Source organism: Vibrio sp. EJY3, from assembly GCF_000241385.1.
GTDB lineage: Bacteria > Pseudomonadota > Gammaproteobacteria > Enterobacterales > Vibrionaceae > Vibrio > Vibrio natriegens.
Genome location: NC_016614.1, coordinates 128020 through 143428, shown reverse-complemented (window position 1 = coordinate 143428; position 15409 = coordinate 128020). Strand labels below are relative to the sequence as shown.

Genomic DNA, 15409 nt, shown 5'->3' with positions numbered 1-15409 from the left:
TCCTGTTTTCTGATTTTTGGCGTTATGCGGGGTTAAACAATTTCCCAGCTATGGGTCATCTCAACGCCTTCTCCAAGCATCAAACAAACTGAGCAATATTTTTCGAGGGAATCTGCCGCAACTTGCGCAACAATTTCTGGATTCAGATCATTACCAGACACTTCAAAGTGGATATTCACTTTGGTAAAAATACGCGGTGCCGTTTCGCGACGCTCTGTGGTTAACTTCGCGTTGACCGACTCAACCTTTTGCTCTGCAGATTTTAAACCATCTACAACGTCGACAGAGCTACAACCGCCCGCCGCCATTAGTACCATTTCCATTGGGCTTGGAGCCGTCGCGCCACCATTCCCGTCCATCACGACAGAATGGCCAGACTGAGACTGACCTAGGAATTTAAAATCTTCGACCCATTTAACTTCTGCTTGCATGGTTTACCTCATATTGCATCGTTCGTTAACACCCTCGTATCAACGAGCAGGTATGTTTCGTGCCGATACTCTATCTTTGTTAGAAAAAAGGACAACGTAATTTTCAAGATTCGTGCAATTTTTTCGCTCTGTTACCTTTCTATTTACGTAACAGTTGAGAAATTAATTATAGAGGATGCTATGAAGACGTTATCTAAGTTAATAATCGGATTCTCTTTCGGGCTGCCAGTCTTGTTCCTACTAATCAGTACGGTAAGCAACGCGGATACGATGAGCAAAACGAACACATCGGAAAAAGTAGAGGTTGCGACACTTGCGGGCGGCTGCTTTTGGTGTACAGAGTCAGATTTAGAGCAACTAACCGGTGTGTTGGACGTGGTTTCCGGCTATTCGGGTGGTCACGTTAAAAACCCAACCTACAAACAAGTGTCTTCGGGTAAGAGCGGGCACATTGAAGTGGTCGAGGTGAAATACGATCCAAGCGTGGTGAGCTACGAGCAAGTTCTGGACTACTTTTTCAGGCACATCGATCCGACCGACGATAAAGGCTCGTTTGTTGATCGCGGTCCTCAATATCGCCCAGCGATTTTTTATCACAATGCGCAGCAAAAGCAGATTGCTGAAGACTTCATGATGGAAATCGACAAAGCGATGATCTATCCGAAACCGCTGAAAACTGAGTTAATCAAATTTGAGAAGTTTTATCCTGCCGAGACATACCATCAGGACTATTACAAAAAGAGCAGTTTGAAATACAAATACTACCGTTACGCCTCGGGACGAGATCAGTACCTGGATGACGTGTTCGGCGATGATCGTAAAGAACGTCCGAAAACCCTTCGCCAACTTATCGAAGAAAAAAAGCTATTGTCGAAGGTCAAAGCTTACAACAAACCTACCCAAGCTAAAATCAAGTCTACCCTGACGGAATTGCAATATTACGTCACACAAGAAGAAGGGACAGAGAAGCCGTTTGATAACGAGTATTGGGATAACAAAAAAGCGGGTATTTACGTGGATATTGTCACGGGCGAACCGCTATTTTCTTCAACCGACAAATACAAATCCGGCACCGGTTGGCCAAGCTTTACTAAACCAATCAACCCCGGATACATCGTGGAAAAAACCGATTATAAGTTGTTGTATCCGAGAACAGAGGTGCGCAGTAAATTCGGAGACTCACACCTTGGTCATGTGTTTGAAGACGGGCCAAAGCCAACCGGCCTGCGTTACTGCATGAACTCTGCTGCGATGAAATTTGTTCCTGTAAATAAAATGGCGCAGCAAGGTTACGGCGATTACTTGTATCTTTTCAAATAGTGGGAAAAGTATGAAGGGGTTTAAAGCGCATTTACCGACGAAAACCTGCCCTATCTGTAAGCGCCCGTTTTCCTGGCGAAAAAAATGGCAACGAAATTGGGCGGAAGTGGTTTATTGCTCAGAGCGCTGTCGCCGTAGTAAGTCCTCACTAACGGCGTCGTAGTAAAAAGATGTTACCAAGGTAAACTCTCCCCATCATACGCCCAAAACGCCCCGCTCTCTTGCGGGGCTGCTTTTTCTATCAACCGAATCAAATCAGACGTGACTCGCTGTGGAGTAAAAAGCTTATTTGAAGGCACATTCGCCTGAAAAGGTGCAGATAGAGGCGTATCCGTCGTACCGGGGTGAAGCGCTAAAACCACGCCATGCTTTACCGTGCGACGCCACTCAATCGACATAGTTTTAAGAAACATATTGAGCGCGGCCTTGGAAGCTCGGTAGCTGTACCAGCCACCAAGTTGATTGTCACTGATGCTGCCAATCTTTGCCGATATTGAAGCAAATTTTGGCGAGTGGCTGCGTTTTAAGGCAGGAGTGAAATACCTTGCCAACAGCATAGTTGGCAAGGTATTTACTGAGATCGATTGAAGAAAAAACTCGGCGTCCAGAGAACTCAAATTCTTTTCTGGCCCTTTGTCCTTGGTATGCAGCATGCCAATGCAGTTAATCACCCAATCGACCTCGCAGACAGACTCACTCAAGCTTCTTATTGGAGATTCATCGCTGACATCTACTTGATGCCAAATCACTCCACTTTGATGAACGTCTGGCTTTTGTCGACGATAGGTAGCATGAACCTCCGCAGTCGGAAATCGTCTTCCTATTTCTTGCACTATCGCCCACCCGATTCCACCATTTCCACCAGCAACCAGAATTTTCATTACAAGTTCTCCAAGTCTGAGATGTATTGCTCAGCAGTATCCAGAATGGCTTGACGTTGCGACTCTTCCATATTGTCCCACGAACGGAAAATCATCCCGATTCGCGGATTGCTGGCTAAGTGCTTCTCGTGTTTGTGCATAAAGCGCCAGTACAAGCTGTTAAATGGGCATGAGCCTTCTCCGCTGCGAGCTTTGTTGTCGTAGTGGCAGTTTTTGCAATAGTCACTCATTTTATTAATGTAGGAGCCACTGGCGGCGTAGGGCTTAGTGCCAACAATGCCACCATCGGCGAACAAGGCCATCCCTCGGGTGTTGGGCATTTCCACCCATTCAATCGCATCGACGTATATACCAAGGTACCATTCATCCACTTGGTCTGGATCTATCTCTGTCAGCAAGCAAAAATTACCCGTAACCATCAAACGCTGGATGTGATGCGCGTAGGCGAAATCAAGTGACTGTCCAATCGCATTACGCATACAAGCCATTTTCGTTTCACCACTCCAAAAGTAGCCGGGCAGTTGGCGTGACGCCCCAAGCTCATTTTTCTGCGGATACTGTGGCATATTCGCCCAATAAATGGCTCGTATGTACTCTCGCCAGCCTAAAACTTGACGAATAAAGCCTTCGACCTGAGAAATATCGATATTGGGGTTCGCCTCAAAGGCACGAAGCGCAGCATTAATCACTTCCTTCGGATGCAGTAATTTACTGTTCATCGAGAAAGACAATCTACTGTGGTAAAGGCTCCACTTCGCATCATGCTCGCCCGTCATGGCGTCCTGAAACCGTCCAAACAAAGGGAGGCAGACCTGACAGAAATGCGCCAGAAGAGATAAGCTCTGAGTACGGTTAACTGGCCACAGCAGAGCTGCGTCGAGTTTTCCTATCGTCTGGATATCGTGTCGCTTTAAGCGCGCAGTAATCTCATGCACGTTTAAGCTGAACATCAGAGGATTAGGCAGTTGTTCGATGTCTTTTACTTTGAGTTTATTGCGATTGTTGGCGTCGTAATTCCACTTTCCACCCAGAGCTTTGCCGTCTTGCATCAAAATATTGAAACGCTTACGCATGCGGCGATAAAAATGCTCCATCGTGACGTGCTTCCCTTTCGGAAACTGCGGCTCTATTTCCTCAAATGGCAGTAAAAAGTGTTCAGTATCGACATAACGCGTAACCACGCCTTCTAGTTTTACATTCGCTAACTGTTCCAATAGCCGGTATTCATCCGGTCTTTGATACTCAAACTTAATCGCACCCACTTCTTTAACGTAGTGCTTTAACAATTGCTCTAGGTTCTCAAAAGGCTGGGTGTCATCTAAAGTCAAATACAATACATGATGGCCTTCATTCTGTTTTTCTTTCGCAAACCGCGCCATCGCAGAGAAAAATGCACATATTTTTTGTATATGATGGGTCACATAAGTATTTTCCTGCTTCAGTTCGGCTATCAGAAAAAGTACGTTGTCATCCACTTGCTGAAACCATGAATGCTCACTATTGAGTTGATCACCTAGTATCAGTCTAACTGTCTCATATCGCATCTAACATTCCTTATGCGAATAATTATTGCTTCTAGTCATTGGTTTGGGTTTTCTGCCTTTAAAATTATCAATAATTATCCTAATCACTCATTTTTGTATAAAGCATTCAAATATTTAAAGCGATACTTTCCATTTTCCGCTACTCTAAGACTAATTCCATTTTGTTACTTTCATCTCAGAAATGACTGACGAGTTTAAGAAATCAACCGCTAACTTAAAAAAAGCGGTGCCACTAATGATCAAAAACTACGTAGCAGCAACTCCAGCTAACTACGCGCTTTGGTATACCTACGTGGATAACGCCATTCCAGATCTCAATCTAGAGATGGATACGGTGTTAAAAAGCTACGATGTTTGTCCGCCAGCTGCCACGAAGAATCTCTATAAGCGTTATGTGGCAAATAAAGCAGAAACCAGTCTTGACGATCTAAGAAACAATATAGAAGTGTTGTTGAACGAAATATCAAGTTCAATGAATGATACGATTTCAGATACCTCCACATTTTCAGACATGGTAGACAAGAGCGTCAACAAGCTAGAAAAAGTTCAAGATAACAATGTGAGCATTGAGGAAGTCATGAACGCCGTCCATCAGTTCGTAGAGGATGCGCATGAGATTCGTCATTCAACTAAGTTTTTAAATAGTCAGCTCACCAACGCCAGTGAAGAGATTTCTCGCCTCAAAACCCAACTGGCAGAAGTACAAAAAGACGCCCTATTTGATGGGCTATCCAACCTCTACAACCGTCGCGCTTTTGATTCAGATCTCGCCGCGTTAGTCGATGCAAATCAGTCGATGAGTCTGATAATGCTTGATATCGACCATTTCAAAGAATTTAACGATTGTTATGGCCACCTTTTCGGTGACAGCGTTCTTAAATCGATTGCTCGACGACTGCAACAGAGCTGTCGTGATGGAAGCTGCGCTTATCGTTTTGGCGGTGAAGAGTTTGCGTTAATTGTACCGAACAAATCGCTGCGTATTGCACGTCAATATGCTGATACGCTGCGCCGTATGATTGAAAAACTACGAGTAAAAGATAAACGCACGGGCACTCAGGTTCACAGCATAACAGCGTCGTTTGGTGTGGCAGAATTTGAACCTGGAGAGACAGCGGAATCTCTGGTTTCCAAAGCAGATAAGCAACTTTATGATGCCAAGATGTTAGGTCGAAATCGAGTCATGCCTATCTAGTATCAAAGCGTACAACAAATGTGCGACGGATTTACCTTGCTCACTTTAAAAACAACAAACCCTGCATATTGTGCAGGGTTTTGTTTATCTGGCTTATTCAGAAGATTAGTCGACGTTGTAGCAGTAGCTCAGAACGTAATCTTCACCATTTTTAGCCGTGTATTCTTTGTCTTCACTGCAAGCCATCGGCTTACCTTTCTTGTCACCTTTTACCAGGCTAATCCAGTGACGCATTGCCGTTGGCGCATTACCAGTCAGTTCAGGGTTAAACGTGATGCGAGTTTCTAACTGAATGTCATCAATGTCCATCAGTTCAACACATCCCGTACCTTTGTGACAACCGAACATTACTTCAACATGGTTACCTGACTCATCTTTAAGCAAAATCGATTTAGGATCTTCTTTCTCACCAGTGTACGCCACAAAATGTTTTGGACTTGCCAGACCGCTGTGAGAACCGTCTTTAAAGTAAGCTAGTACATGACGGTAATCAATTACGTAGCTTGATACGTCTTGGTGTGACCCGTTCTCCAAAGGGAACATACGGTCAAGTAGTTGCTTCGCTTTTACTTGTTTTTCGCTCTGTTGCTCAGCACTCACCGCTTCGACGGCAAATACAGCTTCAGCGATAAATGGGCGTTGTTGTTGTTGCATTTCTTTATTATCGAAGTTCAGCATATTCATCGTCATATCCTCGCACTAAAAACTCGTCCTAGAGTACTTACTTAATTCTGTTGTTTAAGTTTCAGACAATTCTGTGAAGTTGATGGTTAATTTCCTTGTCTGCTTAGTATGTAGACTAGCGAATAATTTACTACAATTTCACAACAAAAATTTTACAGTGTGAATTTTACAAAAATGTCTGTGTCAAAAAGCTTAATTCGTCAGTCTCATTTTCTCGGTACGAAAATACGCAACCTGAGAAAAAACAACCATTTAACAATGGAAGATTTGTCTGCTCGCTGTGTAAGGATCAATCCAGAGTACGCGCCTTCGGTTTCTTACCTTTCTATGATTGAACGTGGAAAACGCGTCCCGAGCATCGATATGCTGGAAGTGATCGCGGAAGTTTTCCAAAAAGATCCCGCTTGGTTTTTAGATGATGAACCGGAACTCGAAGCTATTACCCCGAATAAAGGTAACCGTGGTGGTATTAGTGGCATGGCGCTGGAGCCAAGTTTCCTGTTTTCTAATGATATTCTTCAGATTGCGATTCCTGAAATGCTCTCCCAAACAGGAATTACAGGACGCCAGTTTGCTCACTTACTGATTCGAGCTCACCAAGAGAATCATCAGAACCACTTTCCTGATCTAGAGCGAGCGGCAGAAGAAGTCGGTCTTAAACGCTTGAACCTTTCGGTCGAAGACTTGATCGATATTGCCAAGAGCATGGGGCTCGACATCCGATGGGTAGACCGAGCACCTCAAGATGTGATCGATGAGCTTGGCGTGAGTGCTAAACAGTTGATCACCTCGTTTATGGAAGCGCCAGGAACGATTTACCTCAACAAGCGAATGCGCGATTACCCGACCAGACTGAAATATGATCTGGCGGTCTACATTGGTCACCGAGTTCTGCACAGCAGTGATGCGATGAACAACGTACTCACCATTGGGCATCAGAACAACTGGGAGCAAATGGACAGCCCAATGTCCAACTCAGAGCTGAATTCACAAGATATTCTGCAGGCTTGGCGTGATTTTGAATCGAGCTTCTTTGCGGGTGCGCTGCTGTGCCCTAAAGTACCGTTTCGTCAATTGCTCGACCGCTCTGGATACGAAATCGACGTACACAAAAAAGCCGGGGTTTCTCCTTCTGTGGCCATGCGCCGAATGACGGTGGTTTCACCTTACCCGCATTGGCATTATTTTGATGCCTACGGCCCAGGAAAGCTCAAAGCGGTATATCGAGGGAATGGTATTCCTTTACCGTGGGGCAACATGCGCAAAGTAAACGATCCTTGCCAACATTGGGCAGTGTTCCGCCGTTTAGCGCAGCCACTGGATACCAGCTCGGCTCAAATCTCGATTCTTAATGTCGGTGATGAACCACGCATTTACTGCTGTGAGTCAGTCAATGTATTTGATCCGGCAGGGAACAACCGCGTGTTGTGTGCTGGTATCGATTTAAATCCAGCGATCACTGCGCAAGGTGGCGATGCCGTTTCTATCGCAGAAGAGTTGAAGTCCCTGTGTGTGGCGTCAGGTGGCAGTAGTGTTATTCCGACACACATCAAAAAGGATTTAACGACCATCGCCAAAATTTTAAATATTAACTGGATAGAGCGTGGAATACAGACTCAGGCAAGACTGATCTGCTCGAGAGGTGCGGTTTGTCCAAGACAGCCAAGTTGTTACAGCAAGTGTGGTGAAGCAGATCAAACAGGAGATGAGGTGAACATTCTCAACCTCTAGAAAGAAAAAACGCCAATCACAATAATCGTGATTGGCGGTATATACTTGTGAACAAATTGCATTCACTAACAACGTCAGTTGGCTAGGTGACCCTCGGCTTAATAAGGGTCACTTATATATAAGCACGATGCGTGCCAACTTTTAAATCCCGTATTTTAAACGATCCAGATGCATATCGTTGTTTTATTAACCAGGATTTTTGCAAATTGCAATTGCAAAACGCAACGCAATGCAAATATGCTACCAACCGCATTGCTACTAATTACTTTCTCAAAAAGAACACCGCCCAACCAAGCAGCGAAATCACAGTGATCGCCAGGTCTTAAAACGAGAACGGCTTCCGATTAGCCTAATTTAGCTTTAGCCGCTTGATGCTTACCATGCTTGTGTTGATACATTCTTTCGTCGGCAATTTTCAACATTTGTTCTGGCGAGGTCATTCCAGGTTCAAACATCGCGTAACCCATACTCACATGCAGTTTAATGAATTCCTGCCCGTAAATGACCGGAGCCGTGCAAATCGCTGATTCGATTTTCTGTAATAAAGCCAACAAGCTCTGTTCTGATTTTGGGTTATAAACGACAACTAAAAATTCATCTCCCCCCATGCGAGCAACCATATCAGAACGACGTAAACTGCCTTTAATACGTTCCGCTGTCTCTCGTAAAACTGTATCGCCAGCATCATGACCATGCGTGTCATTGATGTGCTTGAAGTGGTCGAGGTCGATGTTCACCAAAGCAAAGTGGTATCGTTTTTTATAGCGCTGAGCGAGCTCAAACTGCTGCTTATAGGACTGCATGAAATAACGACGATTTGGCAATTTTGTCAGCTCGTCATGTAAGGCACGAGTGTCGGCGATGATATACAGACGATAAATAACAATAAACGTAACGCTCAAAGCCAACAAAGCCGAATAGCCAAGAATTCTGACCAAATGGAATTCGTACCACGGCAGTTGCTGTTCCAATGTATCACTTGAGAATACGGACAAACTCCAACTTCCAAAAGGGAAGTAAACCGTCTCTGTCGCGTACCTTGTCTTTGATAAATTCGGCACCCCAAAAAAGATATCCCCAGATGCACCACTACTGTCATAGCCTCTTATCGTCAAAGGATAACGATGAGAAAACTCGAGAATGCCTGTTTCTTTCAGCAAACTATCAAAATCGATAACCGCGCTGATAACGCCCCAATAATCACTATTTGTTGGCGGATCTCGAAATACAGGAACTCGAACAATCAACCCTCGCCCACCCTGCACCAGCGTAACGGGCCCCGCGATGAATATCTGTTGAATCTCTCTGGCTTTTTTTACTTGCGCCCATTGCTCCGGAACTGTTCTATAGTCCAGCCCGAGCGCACCCTCATTACCTTTGAGTGGAAACATATGATTTATAACGTCATTTTTCGCGATACCGATGGCATCAATATTCTTACTTTTATTCAGAATACGTTCTGCGGCGATACCTAACTCGCGCGCACCACTTTCAGGTAGCAATGTCACTAGCGTACCTAAAGTGCTGGCTTGGTAAATGTCGGCCATCAGGCCTGCCTCCAGGTTGGATCGGAGGATAGAAAGTTGATCTTTGGCTTCAGCGAGTAATTGCTCTCGGTTATGTTCTTTTTGGTTTTGATGTAATAGTTCAACAACTCCGACAAACAAAACGAAAAAAATCAGGAAGAATAAGGCAAAGTAATACTGTTTCTTGGGAAAGTGGCGCATTGGCTCCCCACTATCTCGCATACCGCTGCGAGACGCTTTCATTTATTGTTAAAATTCTTATTTAATCAAATAATACTCAATAGCTATCATAAAGGTAACAATAATCTAAAAAATTTATACGTAGAGCGGTAAAAAATGCAACAAGATGACTTATTTAGCAGCTCATTCTGGCAAGAAGTGCAGCAAGGTAAACTCTATTATCATCCAAACTTTCTTGAAGCTGCCGAGGCCGACAACTTTTTTGCTATCCTCAGGAAAACATTACCATGGCAGCAAGAACGAATTAACATCTTTGGCAGGTCAGTCCTGCAACCTCGGCTGCAAGCTTGGCATGGCGACGCCGCTTACACCTATTCAGGGCTGACAATGCCCCCTTATCCGTGGACACCCGAACTGCTTACTCTCAAAGCGCGTTGTGAAGCCATCGCTGAAGTAACTTTCAACTCGGTATTGGCCAATTTATACCGCGATGGTCAGGATTCTATGGGTTGGCATCAAGATAACGAGCCCGAGCTAGGCCGAAATCCGGTGATCGCTTCGCTAAATTTAGGTGAAAGTCGACGATTTTTGCTAAGGAATTTACATTGTAAAACCCAGATTGAATACGATCTTTCTCATGGTGCTTTATTGATTATGGCCGGAGAGCTTCAACACCACTGGCGACACTGCGTTCCCAAAACCTCAAAGCCCAAAGGTGAGCGCATCAACCTGACTTTTCGACATATTTTGTAGTATTGACCAACCTTTTACACTTCATGTAAGTATTGGTGATAACTTTAGAAAAGATTTTCATGGAATGAAATTATGCGTATCAAGCCTATTAGTTTAGCGTTTTTACTATCATGCTCTCTCATTTTTCAAACTCAAGCCAACGAGGTTGAATCTCCTCCCTTAAGCTACGCTCAATCAGCGCAAGTAATTCGGGATACTTATGAACGGGAACTTTTCACTCTTCCTCCGTTTAAAGAGGGGCATTTTGGTCTGCGTATGTACAGACAGACGCAGGACCCAAAATACCTACCCGCTGTTTGGACAGATATGGCGCAAGTCGCGAGCCGGTTAAATAAACTGTCCTCCGAAGTCATCCAGCCCGAAGAGATCATTTTGTATGCGTCACAACGATTGACAAGCTATCAAAATAAAGACGATGAGCGAGGCCAGCTGCGGTATACGGTGACAAAGCACCACCCAGAGTACTTATACCTTGGCATTGATTTGCTCGGCGCAATGGCAAGAGCAGACGAATACGGTTTGAAACACAAAAACGATACCACTCTCAGAGAAGTGTTGCGCAGGTATGATTTTACTCGATACGCCACTGACCAAGAGATGATCGAAGCTTGGGCGGCGCAGTTAGCCAATCAAGTGTATTGGCTAAAACAGCTCGGAGAGCAAGATGTGATTGAAGCGTTTACACAAGCGTTTCAAGCAACCTATCCCGACGACAAAGATAAGAAGCTATCGACTCAACAGTATGGGAACAAAATTTACGGCATGACGCACATTATTTTTGCCGATTCTCAGTACTACCAAAAACAGGTAAGTGAACAACAGCATCAGTGGATTTTCGACTACTTGCGCAAAAACATCGATACCATACTGCTTCGATGCAAAGAAGATGTCATTGCGGAAGTTGGCATTTCTTTCCTTCTAGCAGGGCTAACGCATGACCCTGTGGTAGAAAAGACACGAAATGCGATACGAGCAGCTCTGGATAAAGAGCAAGGCTTGATCCCGTCAGTCGAAGGGAGTTTTGATCTTAAATTTGGTGAACATCGAAACGTGTTAGCTATCATGCTGCTGGACTGGAAAGGCGTCAACCAAGGGCCGAGTTACCAATCATTTCCCAAATCGTTTCAATCGATACCCTATGGTTTGGTACCGAAAGAGCAAAAATAACAAAACCCGCCATAACGGCGGGTTTTCGTATTAAATGAAGCGAGTGTTTTTACAGAGAGATAAAGATGCCCGCTAAACACGCGCTCATCAGGTTAGCTAACGTACCCGCCGCAACCGCTCTTAGTCCCATATTCGCAACATCTTTACGACGTTCAGGAGCCATAACTCCGATGGAACCTAACTGAATCGCTATCGAGCCAATATTTGCAAAGCCACACAAAGCGAAGGTAATGATAACTTGAGTATGCTCAGACAACGCCGCTTTGTGCTGTACAAAATCAATAAATGCAACGAACTCGTTCATCACAACTTTTTGGCCAATATACGAACCAGCCGCAAGAATTTCATGAGTTGGGACGCCAATTAACCAAGCCAAAGGCGAGAACATATAGCCAAAAATAGCTTGCAACGTTACGCCTGAGAAGCCAAACGCGCCACCTAAGTTTTCAAGGCCGGTATTCACCATAGCAATGACACTGACAAATGCGATCAGCATAGTACCTACTGCAACCGCCACTTTCATGCCGCCCATTGCGCCACTTGCTAGCGCATCGATGACGTTGCTTTCGTCCGCTTTATCCAATTCGATATTGCTGTAATCGCTCGGCTGTTCGCGCTCAGGTACGATGATTTTAGCCATCATCAAGCTGCCTGGTGCAGCCATGAAGCTCGCTGCGATCAGATACTTCAGCTCGACCCCTAATCCTGCGTAACCACCTAAGACGCTGCCCGCGACAGATGCCATGCCACCGGCCATAACCGCAAACAGCTCAGAACGTGTCATTCTGGATAAGAATGGACGAATCAAAAGCGGTGATTCACCTTGAGACAAAAAGATATTACCCGTTGCAACCAAAGACTCAGCTTTGCTAGTACCAAGAAACTTTTGGATAGCACCGCCAATAAACTGAATAACCTTTTGCATAATGCCCAAATAGTAAAGGGCGGAGATAAGCGCACTGAAGAAGATGATGATAGGCAGGACACGGATGGCGAAGATAAAGCCAGTAGAAGCTAAGTCACCAAACAGGAACTTAATGCCCTCGTCTGCAAAGCTCAACAGACCAGCAACACCGCTACTCAAACTCGCAAGTGCCGCCTGCCCCATCGGGAAGTAAAGCACTAACGCCGCAAAACCCATTTGTAACAGTAATGCACGGCGTACCGTTTTCCAGTTAATAGATGAACGACTCTCGGAAAGAAGAACAGCACAACCAATGAGTGCAGCGATACCAAATAAACTAAATAGGATACTCATGACTCGGCCTACACTACGTGAACGAAAAGAGAAGCACCAAAGAGCTTGGTGAAAGAATGACTCAACGTATTAAGTGATGGCACACTCAGCGAATGTGAATATAGACAGAGCGAATAGTTCGACATCTTTTTTTTACCTTATACAAGCAATTAAAGGGAGCTGGTCCGGTCCGTGGGGTCATTCACTGCTGGCGAGTTGATTACTCTGCCTGCTCCATGTGACGGCTTGTATGGGTAAGGGCCTTGAACAACGAAACCCTAAATCCCGTTTAAACGGGACGACAGTATAGTCAATAAAAAGAGATATTCATCACATTTATAAAAGCAAACGTTCAAGCGTTCATATTTCATGCAATCCAGACATTTTTCGTTAATGTCCATATCTAAATCAGGGCTATAAGTAAAATTCCTTTGGCTAAAAAAGCGGAAAACGGCCAATAAATGCGCAATCAAACTAGAATGGCCAAAAATGCTTAATTTTACACTCGCCAAGAGATGGAATTTGGTTATACAATTTGAATCGCTTCTTTCCGAAGCCTCTGTAACTACAGAGCATCATGATGCCGAGATGGTGAAATTGGTAGACACGCTAGCATGAGGTGCTAGTGCCTTTGGTGTGAGGGTTCGAGTCCCTCTCTCGGCACCATTATCCTTCTTCTTTTGATTTCGTTTGAGAGTAATGCAAAGTTCTAAGCAGGCAAGACCATCCGCAGATGCAAACCAACTTCTGAGCGAACTTGCTGTGCATGCTTTACTGCATCTACACTTTAAAATTCATGCTTCTTCTCGCCCTATCGCTTTAAAAGAACGTAATGATCTGCTGCAAAAATGGCTTAAGCCAAAGCTGAAAAGCAATCGCTACAAGCTGATTAAAAAGCCATTAAAGTCGCTGACTCAGCAAGCTAAAGGGGAAAACGGTAATCTAGAAGTATTGCTGGAACGCTGTGTGGGAGCAGACAAGCCAAGTAACCCTCAGCCGCATTTAGATAGCTACCTGCTACTTATTAACGAAATCGAAAAGAAATTAGGCACTACCGTATTGCTCTCTCGTCCGGAGGATGTCGATCTGTCGCATGATCAACATGGCTGTCTGCTGTGCGTCCTCTCTGAGAACTTAAACCAGCATTTCGACGACAATAACGCCCTGATCGCACCTATTTCGATGCTTTTCCGTGGCCCTATGAGTCAGCGTTCACTATTCCTTGGTAGTATTTACGCCAACAACACGTTTAATTACGCTGTTCAATATCAAGATGAGCAGTTCGTACGTATTGCTCTCGAGCTTGCGTAACCCGAGAGCCTCTCACAAACATCTCATCAATAGCGCTCTTCGCCTATATCGACTTTCGCTTTTATCTTCGCATCGATTTTATCGCAAATGTATTCTCCGATAGGTATTGCTGACGTTGCGGCTGGTGACGGCGCATTACACACATGCAGGCTACGAGCAGTCTCTGCAAACAGGAAGTCATGCACTAATGTGCCATCGGATAACACAGCCTGAGCCCGAATACCTGCTGGGTGAGGTTTAAGATCTTCAACTTGGATAATGGGGCAGTATTTGTTGACCAGCTGTAAGTAGCCAGACTTCCACCAAGAGTTCTTCAGCTCTTCTAACCCCGTTTTAAGATGTTTTTTCGACACTTTCCAAAAACCCGAAAAGCGCAGCATTCTCCATGTATCTCGAAAACTGAAGTTCAATTTAGCGTATCCTTCCCGCTTCCAGCCTTGAACCGCATTCGGTCCCACAGTAACAGAGCCATCTATCATGCGAGTCAGATGAACACCTAAGAACGGTAAGTCAGGATCGGGAATGGGGTAAATAAGATGATTCACAACATGATTGTGTTTGCTGTCCAGACGATAATATTCACCACGATACGGGATGATTTGAAAATCGGTCTTAATCTTCATCATTTTAGTCATGCGATCAGCCATCAGCCCGCTGCAAGTCATCAACATCTTGCAGTTCAGTTGCATCGACTGGCCGTCAGAAACACAAGTAAGCTGCACCTCTTGATCTTTTTCTTCAATCGCAACCACTTGAGTACGCAAGCTAACTTGCCCACCGAGCTTTTGGAAAACTTTCGCCATGTGTTTCGTCACTAATCGATAGTCAACAATACTTGTGTCTTTGACATAAATCGCGCCTAACCCTGTGATGTTTGGCTCCGCCAGCTTTAACTGCGCTTGATCAAGTAGCTCAACTTCGATGCCATTGATGTGGCAACGTTCATAGAGCGCATTCATTCGCTCGACTTCCTGCTCACTGGTCGCCACTAAAAGTTTGCCACAGTTCTCAACCGGAATGCCGTGCTCGGTGCAGAATGCGATGGTAGCCTCAACGCCTCGTTTACAAAATTCGGCTTTCAGGCTGCCCGGAGCATAGTAAACACCAGCGTGAATCACGCCACTATTGTGTCCGGTCTGATGCATTGCGAAACCAGACTCTTTCTCCACCAGCAAAATGGAACGATCAGGATGACGCTGTTGTAATTGCCAAGCGGTAGACACGCCAACGATACCACCGCCGACGACAATATAGTCATAAACTGATTTCATACGACCTCAAATAAAAACCCAGAGTTAAGACTGCTGCAACTTAAATTACCGCCACTGTAAACAAAATTGACAGAGAATACCGCGTAGCCTGCCACACGAAACAACATTGGTTTATCCGACATAAGAAATTGTCACGGCTCTCTAAGGACACTATGAAAAATACACCCCGAACTACGCT

Annotated in this window: 14 protein-coding genes and 1 tRNA gene; 8 read left to right on the top strand and 7 right to left on the bottom strand. The window is 44.8% G+C overall.

Translation table 11 applies throughout. From position 1 onward, the window contains the following. Positions 1 to 32: 32 nt before the first annotated feature. Positions 33 to 431 carry an OsmC family protein gene (locus tag VEJY3_RS16590; RefSeq protein WP_014233557.1) on the bottom strand — a complete coding sequence of 133 codons (399 nt, stop codon included), beginning with the start codon at positions 429 to 431 and terminating at the stop codon, positions 33 to 35. Positions 432 to 611: 180 nt separating this feature from the next. On the opposite strand from VEJY3_RS16590, the gene msrB reads away from it, so the two are divergent. Further along, positions 612 to 1751, top strand: coding sequence for a peptide-methionine (R)-S-oxide reductase MsrB (gene msrB, locus VEJY3_RS16585; RefSeq protein ID WP_014233556.1), 1140 nt, complete (start codon positions 612 to 614; stop codon positions 1749 to 1751). 10 nt (positions 1752 to 1761) lie between these two features. Next, positions 1762 to 1914 carry a DUF2256 domain-containing protein gene (locus VEJY3_RS24930; RefSeq protein WP_014233555.1) on the top strand — a complete coding sequence of 51 codons (153 nt, stop codon included), beginning with the start codon at positions 1762 to 1764 and terminating at the stop codon, positions 1912 to 1914. A 10-nt stretch (positions 1915 to 1924) separates the two neighbouring features. Here the strand turns inward: VEJY3_RS24930 and VEJY3_RS16580 are convergent, their stop codons facing one another. Continuing rightward, complete coding sequence (locus tag VEJY3_RS16580) at positions 1925 to 2632, bottom strand: SDR family oxidoreductase (protein WP_014233554.1); 708 nt, start codon at positions 2630 to 2632, stop codon at positions 1925 to 1927. Further along, on the bottom strand, positions 2632 to 4176 hold the full coding sequence (locus VEJY3_RS16575) for a cryptochrome/photolyase family protein (protein ID WP_014233553.1): 1545 nt from the start codon (positions 4174 to 4176) through the stop codon (positions 2632 to 2634). Before VEJY3_RS16575 ends, VEJY3_RS16580 begins: the two co-directional genes overlap by 1 nt. A gap of 181 nt (positions 4177 to 4357) precedes the next feature. On the opposite strand from VEJY3_RS16575, the gene VEJY3_RS16570 reads away from it, so the two are divergent. Beyond that, positions 4358 to 5371, top strand: coding sequence for a GGDEF domain-containing protein (locus tag VEJY3_RS16570; RefSeq protein ID WP_014233552.1), 1014 nt, complete (start codon positions 4358 to 4360; stop codon positions 5369 to 5371). A 105-nt stretch (positions 5372 to 5476) separates the two neighbouring features. On the opposite strand, the gene VEJY3_RS16565 is transcribed toward VEJY3_RS16570, so the two are convergent. Beyond that, positions 5477 to 6055 (bottom strand): malate synthase, encoded by a 579-nt coding sequence (locus VEJY3_RS16565; protein WP_014233551.1) that lies wholly within the window; start codon positions 6053 to 6055, stop codon positions 5477 to 5479. A gap of 174 nt (positions 6056 to 6229) precedes the next feature. Here VEJY3_RS16565 and VEJY3_RS16560 point away from each other — a divergent pair, with 174 nt between their 5' ends. After that, the gene (locus VEJY3_RS16560) at positions 6230 to 7786 is read left to right on the top strand and encodes a DUF3612 domain-containing protein (protein ID WP_014233550.1); all 1557 of its coding nucleotides are present in this window, start codon (positions 6230 to 6232) and stop codon (positions 7784 to 7786) included. Between the two features lie 344 nt (positions 7787 to 8130). Here VEJY3_RS16560 and VEJY3_RS16555 read toward each other — a convergent pair whose 3' ends face one another. After that, the gene (locus VEJY3_RS16555; protein WP_041170453.1) at positions 8131 to 9513 is read right to left on the bottom strand and encodes a diguanylate cyclase; all 1383 of its coding nucleotides are present in this window, start codon (positions 9511 to 9513) and stop codon (positions 8131 to 8133) included. A gap of 135 nt (positions 9514 to 9648) precedes the next feature. On the opposite strand from VEJY3_RS16555, the gene VEJY3_RS16550 reads away from it, so the two are divergent. Both VEJY3_RS16550 and VEJY3_RS16545 read left to right on the top strand, forming a co-directional pair. After that, entirely contained in the window at positions 9649 to 10245 is a 597-nt protein-coding gene (locus tag VEJY3_RS16550) for an alpha-ketoglutarate-dependent dioxygenase AlkB (RefSeq protein WP_014233548.1), read from the top strand. Positions 10246 to 10317: 72 nt separating this feature from the next. Beyond that, positions 10318 to 11412, top strand: a complete 1095-nt coding sequence (locus tag VEJY3_RS16545; protein WP_014233547.1) for a DUF3541 domain-containing protein — start codon at positions 10318 to 10320, stop codon at positions 11410 to 11412. Between the two features lie 49 nt (positions 11413 to 11461). On the opposite strand, the gene VEJY3_RS16540 is transcribed toward VEJY3_RS16545, so the two are convergent. After that, positions 11462 to 12670 carry a NupC/NupG family nucleoside CNT transporter gene (locus VEJY3_RS16540; RefSeq protein WP_014233546.1) on the bottom strand — a complete coding sequence of 403 codons (1209 nt, stop codon included), beginning with the start codon at positions 12668 to 12670 and terminating at the stop codon, positions 11462 to 11464. A gap of 561 nt (positions 12671 to 13231) precedes the next feature. On the opposite strand from VEJY3_RS16540, the gene VEJY3_RS16535 reads away from it, so the two are divergent. Continuing rightward, a tRNA-Leu gene (locus VEJY3_RS16535) sits at positions 13232 to 13315 on the top strand. Between the two features lie 33 nt (positions 13316 to 13348). After that, complete coding sequence (locus VEJY3_RS16530; RefSeq protein WP_014233545.1) at positions 13349 to 13960, top strand: DUF2913 family protein; 612 nt, start codon at positions 13349 to 13351, stop codon at positions 13958 to 13960. Between the two features lie 26 nt (positions 13961 to 13986). Here VEJY3_RS16530 and lhgO read toward each other — a convergent pair whose 3' ends face one another. After that, entirely contained in the window at positions 13987 to 15231 is a 1245-nt protein-coding gene (gene lhgO / locus VEJY3_RS16525) for an L-2-hydroxyglutarate oxidase (RefSeq protein WP_014233544.1), read from the bottom strand. Positions 15232 to 15409: the final 178 nt, after the last annotated feature.